Source organism: Dactylosporangium sp. CA-152071, from assembly GCF_050936335.1.
In the GTDB taxonomy this organism is placed as follows: Bacteria; Actinomycetota; Actinomycetes; order Mycobacteriales; family Micromonosporaceae; genus Dactylosporangium; species Dactylosporangium maewongense.
On the sequence record NZ_JBNJMZ010000001.1, the window covers coordinates 8,830,339 to 8,844,821 of the forward strand.

A 14,483-nucleotide genomic window follows, 5' to 3' on the forward strand; every position below is an offset into this window, starting at 1 on the left:
CGAGCCTCAGAGCCGGGACGCGGGCAGGTCCGTCTTGAGGGACGCCGGTTGCTGGAACGAGGACTCGCCACATGCCGTAACCCGGCCGTAACGTCGGTCTGCTAGAGCGTTTCCACACCCCAGGGAGGGCGCGGTGCCGCCGACCGCAGAACGACTGACTGTGTGTCCGGACAAGGCCGCCCTTACGACGCCGTCCGGTGCGCTGCTACGAACGGCGCGTGTCGCGCACCGTGACGACGAGTGGGCACGCTACGTGTTGAGGTTACCACAGATTGATGGGGTACGTGTCGTTGTCGTTGAGGACCTGCTGAACGCGCCGTTACTTCCCCGGTTCCTCAAGCAGTTCCCGCCGTCGATCCGCGAGCAGACGTTCGTGGACGCGCGGCTGGCCCCGCAGCTGACGCCCGGCACCGTAGTGCTGGCGGCAAACCAGCTGGCGGTGCCGATCGAGGTTTCCCTCGACACGGCGGCCGGCTTCCCGCCCGGCACCACCGAGTTCGTCGACGACTACGGCCCGATGCCACGCCTGTTCGCCACCGGCGCGCGAGTCTGGCCCTCCGACTCGGTGCCGTCCGACGACCGGGTCGCGGCCCGGTTCTCGGTGCGACCGGGTCGTGGGCCCGACACCTACGACCTCGGCGCGGGCTGGCTGGTACAGATCTTTGAGTGGGGCGTGTGGGTGCGCCCGGCGCGTGCCCCGGCCGCGCTCGTCGCCGACGTCGTCGAGGCATTCGGCGGCCCGCCGGGCAGACGGCCGCCCATGTTGCTGGGAGTGCCCGGCGGCGGCAAGGTCCCGGCCGTGGTGCTGCAGCGCCTGCTTCGACTGCGCGCACTCATGCCGCCCCGGACAGCGGCCCGGCTGCGGACGGTGTGGCTGGGCGAGCGGCCAGACAACGTTGACGCCGGCACCCCCGTGCTCGGCCCGGCCCGCAGCCTCGAAGACGATGTCGTCACCGCGGAACCCGGGACGCATGCCGCACCGACGCCGGCCCAGCCGGTCGGGTCCGCCCCTGCGGTCAACCCGCAGCAGCTGCGGTCTCCCCCTTCGACCGACCGGCAGTTGCGTGACATGGCGGCCGGCCTGCCGGCGAACCTGCGGGTGCAGCGCGCCGTCGGCGGAACCTTGCTGCACGCCGGCGGTGCCGGCGCGACGATCAGCTCACGGGTGCCGGAGCCGACCGGTCCCGGGCCGGCGATCCTGCTGGATCCGACGGCCACCGACCCTGCGGTGCTCGGCGACGCGCTGGCCGGCCTGCGGCCCCAGGACACCACGCTGGCGGTGCTGCACTGGCCGCAGGACCAGCGGATCAGCGCGGCCCGAGCGCGGCAGATCACCACCCTGGTGCTGGACCCGCAGACCCGCTCGGCGGTGCTGTCGGTGCCGCGGGAGGCGCTGGCCGACGCGCCGGGCCGGGACGACCCGCTGGTGGTGCCGTTGGACGCCGATGGCGAGGTGACGTTCTTCAACGCGCGCCCGCAGCGGTACCTGTATCTGCCGGCCGCCTCCGGCGCGTGGACCCGGCCGGCCCCGTACGGGCTGCCCGAGGTCCGGCCGGGCGTATACCAGCTGTCCGACGGCTGGGTGGTCTGGGACGGCGGCAGCCACCTGTGGATCGGACCGGCCGCGGAACTGGTGCAGGTCGAGGCGTTGCTGCCACGGGCCGGCGGCCGGCTCGCCGAGCCCACCGTGTTTCTGGGCTGGGGCGGCGCCGTGCTGCCGCCCCGGGCCGGTGCGCAGGTCGGCCGCGTCTTCGCCGGGATGCCGCAGGGCGTGCCGGCCCGGCTGATCACCTCCGGTGTCGGCCTAGACAGGCATGCGTTCGACGTGGACGCGGTGATGGGCCTGCCGGGCGGGGTGCGGCTGAGCCACGTCCCCGCCGGGGTGCTCGCCCACACCGGGCCGCCGCCGATGTCCGGGGCCACGGCGATGCACTGGGGTGACCTGTCCGCCCCGGACCGGCCGCGGCTGGTCGTGCACGAGTCCGTCGCTGATCCGGTGGCGGTGGTCCGGGCGGTTCAGGGCCGCCTGGGTTCGAACGCCACATCGCTGCGGGTGCTGCTCGCGGTGGACCCACCAGCACCGGGCGCCGCAGGGCGTGCTGTCCGGGTAGCCGAGGCGCTGCGGCGAGGCCTGGGCGGGTCGGTGGAGCTGGTCCTGCCGGTCAGCGCGGTGGGGCGTAGTCCGGCCGGTGCCGCCGGCCTGGTCCCGGTCGACACGCGCGGCCGGCGGACGCTGCCCGCCGCCGCGCACGCGTACCTGTTGCCGGCGCGGCCGGTGCCGGTGCCCGCGGCGGGGCCGCTGGGTCTGCGTCCGGCGACCGGTGGGGGTTACCGGGTGATGCCGGGCTGGACGGTCACCGAGCACAACGGCGCGGTGCTGTTCGCCGAGCACGGCACCGATCCGGGCGTGCTGCCGCTGCTGGCACCGGCCCAGCCGCCCGGCGCCGTCACGGTCGTGGTGCAGCCCCGCGGCGGCGCGGTCCCGCCGGAGGTGGCCGCCGTCGTGTCCGGGCTGCTGTCCGGGGTGCCGGAGGCGGACCGGCAGGTGTACGTGCATGCCGAGGCGAGCGGTGCCGGGCCGGTCACCACCGACGCCCCGGCGCAGGGCGCACCCGGCGGGCAGGAGCCGGCGATCGAGCCGGAGGCCGCGCCGAACCGGCTGGCGCTGGCCCTGGGGGACCCGAAGGCGACCCTGCCAGACCTTGATCGGGTCGAGAAGGCGCTGCGCGACGAGGCGACGCGTCGCGGGCTGACGGTGCCGGCCGCCGACTGGGAGATGCTGCATCAGCGCCTGCTCAACAACTACCCGCAGCTGATCAGTCCGGACGGATACCTGTTCGCGCTGGGTGGCATGGAGGTCCGGGTCGAGCTGGATCCGGCAGACCCGCGGCTGGTTGGCAACCCGGCCGGCTCTTCCGGCACCGCCGTGGACAGCCCGTCCCTGGACGACCTCGAGCATCGCGGTTCGACGGAAGAGGGCCGCTTCCACGCCAACGAGCTCGTTCAGGGCGTGTTCCAGACCGGTGCCCACGGTCAGGGCGACGGCACCACGATGCGGGCCAACCGGGTGCGTGGTGACCTCAACTTCGATGTGCCACTGGGACCGTCGACCCACTTCGGACCCAAGGTCAGCTTCACGGCCAACAGGACGGACCAGAAGTCGAGCTACCTGATCGACGCGGAGAAGGGCCGGGTGATGGACACCCGTTCACCGTCGACGTTCTACTCCTACCTCCCCGGCTGGGGCATCGAGACCCGCGACGACACCGGCCTGTGGGAGCCGGTCGAGATGACGTGGCCGCCGGGCGGGCCGGAGCCGGCCCGGCTAGTGGTCGCGATCCCCGACCATCTGCTGGCCGACCCGGCTGAACAGGTGGTGGCCGACCTGCCCGCAGTCGACCCGGGCCATCCCGAGCGGCCGAGCCGGGCGAACCTGACCCGTCTGCCGGAGACGTTCTCGGCCAGCAACCTCACCGGCCTGACCGAACTATACGACCACATCGTGTCCCGGCTGCGAGCCGACGGATTCGACATGTCGATCAGCAGCCCGATGCGCCAGGAGTTGCAGCGCAAGCTGTGGAACACCGAAACCCACCTGGATGAGGCGATCAACCGGCGGTCGCCGGGTGACACGGTCACCGGCCCGCACGCTTCGACGTCGAGCGCGCCGGTGAACGCAGACGTTCGCGGGTACCGGTTCACGCTGCATGAGCACGGCAAGGCGGCGGCCACCATCCGGGTGCACGCACGCCGGCACGGTGCCACGGGGCGGGTGGGCAGCACCAGCGACGCGGCGCACATCGAAAAGGTCCGTACCGCGATCGTCGGGCACGGCGGTGAGTTCACCTTGGGCCAGAGCACCGCCGTGAGCTTCGGCGGCAGCTTGGAGCTGCCACTGGCGAAGGACTACGGCGATCCGGCCGTGTTCAAGCACGGGCCGAAGATCGGGCTGTCAGCCAAGGGCGGGGTCAGCTGGAACAGCAACGACGGTGGCGGCGCCACCCACGTGTCGCTGAACGTGATGGTGTCCCGGTACACCGGCCAGACCGGCGGCCACACGGTCGAGCTGGAGCTGTCCGCCGACGTGTCGACGTCGCGGCGACCGACCGAGCGGCCGCGCACCACCCCGGCCGTCGACGGCTCGGTGGTGGTGCGCCTGTCCGAACCGGACGCGTTCGCGTACGGCTTCGGCGTGGACGCCGGCGCGTTCACCACCACCGGCACCGCCGAGCTGCCCGCCCCGCCGGCTTCGGGGCGTCCGCGCACGCTGCCGTACCGGAAATGGAGCGAGCAGCTTCGCAACACGGGCAAGCATCCCGAGGACTCCGGCGGGAACCTGGTGCCGCGGCACGTGCTGGCCGGGCGGGGCCTGGGGCAGAGCCTGGCCGAGATCGACCCGTCCGCGGTCGCGCAGCTCCAGGCGAACCTGCGGCGGGAACTGGTCGCCAGCGGGTTCCTGCCCCCGGACGGGGACCGGATCTGGTCCCGGCTGGACGAGAGCGCGCGGGGGCCCGAGCACGCCCGGACCCCGGCCACGGCCGACCTGTGGGACAAAACGAAGGCGGCCGCGTTCCGGGGGCAGGACGCGGTGGTGCTGTCCGCCAAGGAGGCGGTCGCCCGGGACATCGACGCGTGGGTGGACAACCTGGACCTGGTCGACAAGCTGGTCTCCAACGACGGTCTCGAGTCGCACTTCGACACCCTCACCCAGGACGGCCTGACGTTCACATTGCACAGCTGGCGCAACGGTGTGATGCGTACGGCGGAGGTGACAGTCCACGCCCGGTCCCAGGTCACGGACGAGGTCGGTCCGGACGGCAACTCGGTGCACTTCGACCGGCTCACCGACGAGTACCACGTAGTGAACCTGTCCATGGCGCTGGGCATCGAGGGCCAGGGGGCGGGTGGCACCCAGGGCTGGTCGCTCGAGGGCGGGTTGAAGCTCGACATGCCCCAGGGGGTGGCCCCGCTGGAGTCGATGGGCATCGTCGGCGGTGCGCTCAGCCGCAGCGTCGGGGGCGCGGATCGGCTCACCCGGATCGTGAACCGGCCGGAGTTGCTGGAGTACCCGGGCCGGGTGGGCAAGTTCGACCTGCCGTTCGACTTCAGCTTCACGGTGCGCTACGACAACCGTGCCGCGCCGCACTTCAGCCCGCCGGACGTGCGCGGCGATGTGCACGCGGTGCTGCTGGACCTCAACAGCGATCCGTCGACGTTCAGCGAGCCGGCCACCGGGGACACCGCGCCCTCGGTGCTGCACCACAGTGTCGTCTACTACCTCGACACGCACGGCCTGAGCACCGCGATCCGTGACCAGTTGCCGGACCTGACCAGGGCCGGTCATCCGATGGCCGGACCGCTGGCCAGCCTGGCCAACCTGATCTCGGTGCAGTCACACTTCAAGGAGGCGCTGTACGACCACTACAGCACCGACCTGCTGGTCGAACCCGGACTGTTCGCCAACGCCAACGCGGCAGCGTCGATCGGCGTGGATCGGATCGGTCCGGCCCGCTTCGTGGGCGCCACCTCGGACAAGTACATCATCGGCTTGATCGAGCTGTATCTGGCCGAGACGGCCAACACCTCCAGCCGCTCGTCCGCCAAGACGGTGAGCCTGCCCAACGTCCGTCTCGGGCACAAGTTCGCCAAGGACGGCCGAAATCTGATGAAGCTGGGCTTCTCCGAGTCCGTGAACGGCAAGTTCAGTGAAAGTTCCGCCGAGGAGACCAAGCGTACCGGCGGCCTGGAGATGATCAAGCTCGCCTTCAACCGGGCCTATGCGTTCCTGGCCCCGGTGGATTACAGCGTGCGGACCGGCACCCGCACCCAGACCGGATTCGTCTTCAGCAGCAACAGGTCGCCGGCACCCGTCCGGGTGCCGGCCCGGGACATGATCTTCCTGCTGCCGGAGCCCGAGGCGCTGGCCCGGTACGCGGAGGGCCAGCTGCCGCTGAGCGAACGGCAGCTGGTCGACGCGATGGGCCGATGGGCCGGTGGGGAGCTGACCTTGCCCGGCAATACCGTGGCCGGGCTGTTGCACCGGTGGTGGCAAGAGGTGGAGGCACGCGCCGGTGCCGGCACGCCCGATGCGGTGGCGACGGTGCGGATCCGGCACGAGATCCAGCGGTGGGCGCAGACCCTGGCCATCCGCCACAACGATCACAGCACCCGCGACGTCGTGCTGGACGAGGATCTGCGGCGGCAGTTCCGGGCCGGCTTCGGGGCGGCGTTGGACCCGGGCAAGGACCCGTTCCGTGCCCTGACGCTGCCCGCGTACATGACCCGCACCGGCGACCGGTCCTTGGGACATTCCGGTGTCGACGAGCTGACGCTGTTCACCGGGCCGGCCCCGGACGGCGGGCCCCGGCCGACGACAACCCTGCTCGACGCGGTGGTGGCTCAGGTCAGGGCGGTGGCACCCGGGCTGCTCGGGTCCGGCGCGGACGCCTGGCATCAGGCCGACGGCAGCTGGGGTGTGCTGATGTTCTCACCCGGCCGGCAGATCTTCGGCACGCTGCCCGGCGCGCTGGAGTCGCTGCAGGCGATTCTGGCCGGGCAGCGGGCCAACGTCGCGTTGGCGGACATGCTGCACCAGCACAATGCGGTCACGTTCTACTTCGTCGACCGTAAGGGCGGGCTCCTGGCGGATGTGGTTGAGGTGCAGGTGTCGGCGGCCCTGGAGGGCCGGCCGTACTACACCGACTGGGTGCCCGATTCCGGCATCGAGAACTACGGGCACGCCTACGCCGCGTACGCCACGAATTTGAGCCGCTCGCTGGGTTGGAACATCACTGCGGCCAGGTTCGGCTTCTCCCAGGGGGGCTCACCAGTGGCGGGTAGCGTCTCGGCGTCCTACGCGCCGCAGGGGTCGCGCAACCTGAAACGGTCCGAGCAGGCTACGCGGGAACAGACCGTGTACGACTGGGCCGGGCACTACCGCGCCTCCACCGGCGCGCGGATCACCATCGGGGTGCGGCGGCTCAAGATGGCCTCCCGCCCGCTGCACTCGCTGCTGAGCAGCGTGTGGGACGGCTCGGCCAATCTGCTGGCCTCGGCCGGCGGCTGGGCCGACGCCAGCCTGCCGGACCCGCCCCCGGCCGGCGCCGCGGTCACGGTGGGCTCCCAGCTGACCAAGGGAGCCAAGGCGATGGCGGCCGCCCTCGCCAACGCGAAGGTCGTACAATCCGGCTCCGTCGACCACGACGCCCGGCTGGACTTCAAGGTGCCCAGGGGTCTGGCGGAGGCGACGGCGATGCCGCTGACCACGACGCTGGACCTGCGCCCGCTGCCGCCGTTGCCCGGCGACGCCTATGTCAGTGGAGCGCTGGTCGACGATCTGTTCCCGGCCGCGCGCAAGCTCATGGCCCGCGTGCTGGGCTCGGCCGGCGACGATGAGCACTACCGCGGGAGTGTGGCCCTGCCGGGGCTGCTGTCCCGGCTGAGCGTGGACAACCACCTGCCGGATATGGTGGTGGAGAACGGCTACACCCTCGCCTCGCACCTGTTCAACGCCGGTGCCTCCAACAGTCGGGTGGCCATGCGGTTGTACGCCTCGCTGCACGGGATGGAGATCGTCAGCAGCATCGTCAACAGCACCGGCACCGGCCGGTACGCGAAGTTTCAGGTGGGCGCCGCGGCTACCCAGTCACGCAACCGCTGGCGGGTCGACCTCGACGGGGACCTGTCCGGTGCCTGGTCGATGCAGGAGACCCACGTCGGTGCCCAGGACGACACCAGGGCCAAGGGCGGCTTCACCATCGGCGGCAACCGCAACGCGCCGATGAGCCACAGCGCCACCTACGCGGACAACAAGCGCAACGAGACCCACGTCAAGATGCAGGGCGCGGTGTACCTGGTGAAGCTGCGCGGCCGGTTCCGCCTTGCCGCGGTGGCGCACACGCACAGCCCGTTCGTCCCGGCCGAGGACACCGGCCCGATCGGCCCGGAGCGGTTCGGCCCGGACGCCGACTCCACCGGCTGGATCACCGGCGACGTGTACGTGGAGATGTTCGCCGACGAGGTCCGCGACCTGCAGCGGCAGATGAGCGACCGGCCGCAGCAGTGGAACCTCGGCGGTGCCGGGCACTGGCCCGCACCGGCCCCCGGCGCGCACCAGGCCGACCTGGACCAGCTGCTGGAACAGTCCACGCCCGCGGCCATGGCCGCCGGCGCCGGTGCCACGAGACCGGCCACGAGATCGGCCACGAGACCGGCCGGACCGGCGGGCCGGGCTACGGGCACCGTCGCCGGCCGCCGCGTCGAGCCGGGGGACTTCGACCCCGGCCAGGCCGCCGCGCACACCGCGCTGCTCATCCGCGACCAGCTCGGCAACCACTACGGTGCCGTGCTGCCCTTCGAGTTGTCGGCCGACGCGCGCACCCGGTCGCGGCGCCGGTATGAACTGCTGCTCGACTGGGCGGTGCGGCACCTCGGCACCGCCACCCCCGCGCAGCAGGCCGCCGCCGACCTGGCCGAGCTGACCACGTGGCAGGGGCAGGTGGGCGCCGGCGACCCGCCGGAGATCCGGCAGGCCGACGAACGGGCCGCCGACATCATGCGGCGGGTCGAACGGGTCCAGCCGGCCGGCGTGGCCCCGCCGGAGCAGCCGCACGAGGTCCAGCTGCTCAACCAGGACCCGATGACCGTGGCCCGCGGGGTGGCGTTCGAGCTCGGCACCCACGTCGACTTCACCGCCGTCGACGCGCAGGGCACTGTGTCGCGGTACCGGATCGACCCGGAGGGCCGGGTGGTCGAACTGCGCGTCCAGGCCGGCGCCGACACCCCGATCACCTACAACCAGGTGCTGCGTGACCTGCCGGCGTCCCTGCGCCGGACGGCCCGGGAGGCAGGTATCGACAGCGCACAGCAGCGGCGGATCTACGAGGAACTGCTGGAAGGCACCGCGATCCAGATGGAGGCGGCCGCCGGGCTCGAGCACGAGCTGCGCCGCCGCATCCAGCGGGCCCGCGCCAACGCCGACGACGGTGCCGGGGCCTGGATCGCCGGCGGTCTGCCCCGCCCGGCCGGCAGCCCACCGGCCGGCCCCGCCCACGACAGGAACCGGGGTACCGCCGAGTCACCCGACTCCCGCGCCGCGCGGGCCCGCCAGCAGGTGACCACCGACCTGCCACCCGGCTGGTCCAGCACCGGACCTCTGCACCAGCTGCCGGGCAACCCGCTGCCGGGCACCCGGATGTGGATCGCCCGGCCGCAGGGTGCCGTCGCGGCATACCTGCACGTCGACGGCGACTACCGGGTCCACGACCCGCTGACCCGGGGGGGCGAGCAGACCATGACCGCCGCGGCGTTCCGGCAACGGTTCGGCACCGCCCAGGCCGTCACCGTCGTGGCACCGGACGTGCTGCACAGCTGGCTCGCCCACGACGGCGACTGGGCCGCCTCCCAGCAGTTCGCCCAGCACCACCTGACCGCACTCCTGGCTGATGCGAACGCGGCGAGCCTGGCGCAGGAACAGCAGCGCGCCACGGAGCTGCCGCCCGGGGCGCCGCCCGGCCCGGGCGACCCGGTGCTCAACCGGCACAGGCCCCTGCTGGACGCGATCCGCAATGGTCAGCTGGCCGGCGCCTACCGATACCTGACCGCGACCACACCCGCCGCCCGGCTCGCGGTGCTGACCGGATTGCTCGGCGACGCCGTCACGCCGACCCCGGCGGCGCTGCGCGCCATGGCGGACCTGGCCATGGCCGCCCCGTCCGTCCTCCCGTCACCCGCTCCCGTCACCGCGCGGGACGCCGCGATGCTGCGCGCCGTGGCCAGCATCCTCGACCCGTCCGCCGGCGCGATCGAGCGGTTGCGCGCCATCGCGGTCGCCACGTCGAACGTGCCGGACCCACGGGTCTGGGCGACCACCCTGCAGCACCTGGCCGGTCGGGTGGCCGGCCCGGGGCGGGCCGCAGACCTGCGGGCCCTGCTCGACAGCGCCACCGACCCGACCCAGCGGATGGCCTACCGGCACAACGAACGGACGTTGGCCGAGATGGCCCCGGAGCAGATCAGCGGGCTGACCCGCGCGGTCGTCGCCACCGGGCTCGGCGCGGCCGCGCTTGCGCGGCTGTGGCACACCGCCGATGACGCGCCGCAGCTGCTCGCCGCGGTGCAGGCGGCCCCGCCCGGCGCCCGCCCGGCACCGGTGGCGCCGGCCACGGTCACCTACGGCGTGCCGCCCGTCCCGGCCACGCTGGAGCGGTGGATCGCGCTGACCGACTGGGGCCAGTCGCGGGCCTTCCTGGACGCCCACCGGTCCGAGTTGCTGTCCGACCCGGCCCATCGCGAACTGCAACGCCGCCTCGCCCAGGGGCCGGCCGGGCACGCCACCCTGACCGCCCAGGACGGCCTGCTCACCCTGGCCCGGTACGGCCGGATCGAGGACGGCTACCGGTACCTCACCGGCGCCGTCGCGCCGGTGCCCGCGCCGGCGGGGGCGGGCCCCACCGCCCGGCAACGGTTCCTGCACCAGCTGCTGATCGACCCGGAGTTCGCCGAGCCGGCCGCCGTCGGCGCGCTCGCCAAGCTGGCCGCCGCCCTTCCCGGACCGCTCGACCGTGCCGACGCGGCAATCCTGCGCATCATCGGCGACGCCCTGGCCGGACTGACCGTCGGCGACGCCGCGGTCACCGACACCGTCCGCCGTGCCCGTGAGACGTTGAGCGAGCCGCAGCGGCAGCAGTGGGCCACCACCGTCCGGGGCCTCGCCGCTACCCGCGGCGCCCCCGGCGCGGCGTTGCAGCGCCTGTCTAAGCGGCTGTACCCGGCGGCGCCACCGACCTCGCTGGCCGCGCCCACCGGCACCGCGCGGCAGGACGCGCTGGCGCGGCTGCATCAGACCGTGCACGACCTCCAGGCGGCCCAGACGGCGATGGACCAGGCCCGCCAGGCCCGGCGGCGTGCCGAGACGGACCGTGACGCCGCCGCTGCCGCCCACGAACAGGCCCGCACCGCACTGGCGGACGTGCTTGCGCAAGCCCGGTCCGCCGAGGACATGGTCCGCCGGCGCACCGGCGAACTGCCCGGCCTGCAAACGGCGGCCGACGAGGCGGGCGATGCCTTCCGGGCGGCGCACGGCCTGGCCGTCGCGGCCGAGGCGGACCGGGACGCGGCCCCCGACGACACGGACCTGCGCCGGCGGGCGGCCGACCTGCGCGACGCGGCGGAACTGCTGCGGCAACCGGCCCGGGCCGCGCAGCGGCACCTGTCCGACGCACAGGACGCCGCCGGGGACGCCAACGCGCTCCTCGGCCGGCTCGACGCGGCGCTGCCGGGGCTGCGTCAGCAGGTGCGGGACACCGGCGACGTCCTCGGTGCCCGCGAGGCGGCCCTGCACACCCATGACCAGAGCGTGGAGATGAGTGACCGGAAACGGCGGGAGCGGACCGCGGCGCGCGACGCCGCCCAGGCCGTCGTCGACGCGATGCGGCTGGCGGATCCGCCGCCGGACACCGGCACCGTGGCCACCGACCTGGACGGCGTGCTGGCCGACCTGGCCAGGGTCGGCCACGACACCACCACGGTCGTGCCGGTGCTGGCGACCCGGCTGGGCGAGCAGGCCGGCGGTGCGGTGCCGCCGCGCCTGGTCCTCTCCACCGATCAGGGCTGGCAGCCCGCCGGCGGGCCCTTGCCCAGCGACGAGGCCGCCGTCACCGGGCTGGACCGGAAGATCCTGGCCAGCCAGCTCGCCGGCGCGCTGCACACCATGATAGAGCTGCGCGTGACCGGACCCGGCTCGCGTCGCCCCCGGTCGTACCTGGCCTATCCAAGCGGCGAGGTGGTCCGGCTCAACAGCACCGGCGGCCCGGAAGACGTGCACCAGGCGATACAACGGCTGCCTCAGCACCTCCGCGACATGCTCGGCGCCTACCAGCGCTCGCCGGACCTGACCGACCGGCTGGAAATCCTGCACCAACGCCAGATCGAGAACCGCAGCGACTTCGCCGCCAGCGTCACCACCCTTGTCGAACACGCCAGCCGGGACCAGCCGCTCGTGCCAAGCGCCGCGGGCGCCGGGCAGCCGCCCGGCCACCACCCGGCCGCCGGGGCGCGCGTCGTCGAACTGCTCGCGCTCGTCGACGGGGACCTGGACGAGGCGCAGATCAGCGACCTGCTGGACCACCTCGACGAGGAAGGGGCCGACTTCACCACCTTGCCCGACGACATCCGAACGGCGTACGTGCGATCCGTGCGTACCGGCGACCCTCAACTGCTGATCGCCGCGTTGTCGGGCCGGGTAGCGGACGCCTGGACAGTGCCGGGCGGCCGGACGGCGCGGGTGCTGCACGCGAACTCCGGCAGGGCCGTCACCGAAGGCGAGCGGATGCTGTACCTGAACCGCTTGATGTTCCTCGAGCCGGAACCGGTCAACCTCGATCCGCCCCGCCGTGACCACCGCTCCGGCGGGCGCACCGCCGACATCAGGGAGCTGTCCCGGGTCCGCCGGCCCGAGCCGCGGCCGGCCGGCCAGGACCCGCTCGCCATGGCCCGCGCGGTGGACGTCTGGCGCCGGAACAGCACCGCCGGCCGGGAGCTCCAGGAGACCGAACGGTTGTCGTTCGACGCGCTGGCAGGCCACTATCCCGGCAGCGGCGGCTTCGTCCGGTTCCTCGACGCGGACGGTCAACCGGCGCGCGGCTTTCATGCGCTCGTGGCGCGCCTGGCCGGCTCCGGCGGCTCCGGCATCGTGCTCCACCGGGGTCTCGACCCGCGCGGCAGGCCCGTGGAGCGGGTGCTCAACGTCTTCGAGCAGGACGGCATGGTGGTGCTGCTCGACCCGCTGACGCAGCGCCCCGCGACGCTCCCGACCGGCCCGGTCGACGTGCTGTTCCTGCCCACGTGGAGCGGTGCCGCCCTCGCCGGGGTCGAATCGGTCGACCCGACCGCGGAATGGGCCACGACATTCGCGGAGCTGTTCCGTCCAGCGGAGCTGATCCTGCCGGCCGGGGTCTCGGACCTGGGCACGGTGCTGCTGGTCGGCAACCCGGCGGCGAGCCGTCCGTTGTGGGATGTCGTGTCCCGGCTGGCGTCCGGGTCGCGCCGACGGGTGGTCATCTTCGACCAGCCCACGGTGGAGGGCACCGCGCTGGTCGTGCTGGCGGACCGGATGCGTCTGCTCGGCATGCCGCCGACGATGGTCGTCACCAAGCCCGCGAAGGACACGCCGGACGTCTTTCGGTCCTTGGGCATCCCGGTGATCCACCAGGTCCCGCCACCGCTCGGTGCACCCGGCTTGAGGCTGGGCAACGTCTGGGCGGTGACCGGCGAAGAGGGCACGACCGTCCGGTTCGGCGAGGACCTGACGCAGGAGGTCTTCGACGCCGCGCAGGCGACGAGCAGGCCGGCGCCGGTGCCGCCCGCCCTCGCCGAGTGGCTCGACGCCGGGCTGCGCGGGGACGCGCAGCGGTCGCAGGAGGTGCTGGAAGCGCACGCGTCCGCGTTGACGTCATCCGCGGTGGGGCAGTGGATGACGCAGCTGTCGGAAGTGACCTTCGACGGCGGCTACAGCCTTGGTGTTCACCACGCGCTCGTTGAGCTGGTCGGGCACGATCTGATCGACCAGTCGTATCGGTACCTCACCGCGAAGGACCCGGCGGCGCGGGGGAAGGCGATGGCGGACATCCCATCGGTGCGGCTGGCGTCCGCGATCGGCCCGCTCCGCAGGCTCGTCACGGGCGTCGGCAACGGCCCGGCGGAGAAGGCCTACGACGCGGTGCTGAAGGCCCTGGAGGAGATCATCTCGTCCGAGCGCCCGAACTCGCAGTGGTTCGAGGGCCAGATCAAGAACCTGACCAAACCGGACAAGCTCGCGTGGGATGACCTGTTGCGGCGCTTCGGTGCGGTTGAGGAGCTCACCCAGCCCCGCCGCGATGCGCTGGATGTGCTGCGACGATTGGTCCTCACCTGCTGACCGGTCGGCGGACCGCCGTGCGGGGCACCAGGTGTGACCTGTCCGCGTTCCGGGGGGCGACCCTCACGGCTGGCGACCGGTTCGGGTTCGGGTGTCGTCGCCGAACTTGGGGCCCGGCGACGACAGTGCAACGACGAGCGGTTGTGCTACTGAGTGTGGCGAGTTACTTGGGGCAACGGTTCGCGACGCACAGGGGGAGGCCGTCAGCCTGGACGCTGACAACGGTGCCCTGAGTGGCCAGGCCGACTGCGAGCACAGCGGCTAAGGGCACGAGAAGCAACCCGACCCTTCGGAGGAGCTGTTTCACTGTGTTTCCTTCCATGGATGCCACGTTCACGGCGCGCCGGTTCCGGGCCGCGGCAGATGCGGAATGCGAGATGAATTTATTGTGGCGCTCCTTACATCACCAAGGATGTTGCGAACCGCGCAATAGTTGCCAGGTAAAGGTTTGGGTCCAGTGCAACCCGGGCGGTTCACGCTGCGGATCTGGCACAGCCTCGCTCGCCGGCCGATCCGTTGGGAGTGCGCCGCAAGAACACCCTTGACCTGGCCTTTGCGGCCGTGCGGG

At 72.8% G+C, this 14,483-nt stretch carries 1 protein-coding gene; it reads left to right on the top strand.

The genetic code is table 11. The features are described from left to right. The first annotated feature begins 256 nt into the window (after nucleotides 1-256). Nucleotides 257-13,915 (top strand): hypothetical protein, encoded by a 13,659-nt coding sequence (locus tag ACQEVZ_RS39835; protein WP_433376351.1) that lies wholly within the window; start codon nucleotides 257-259, stop codon nucleotides 13,913-13,915. Nucleotides 13,916-14,483: the final 568 nt, after the last annotated feature.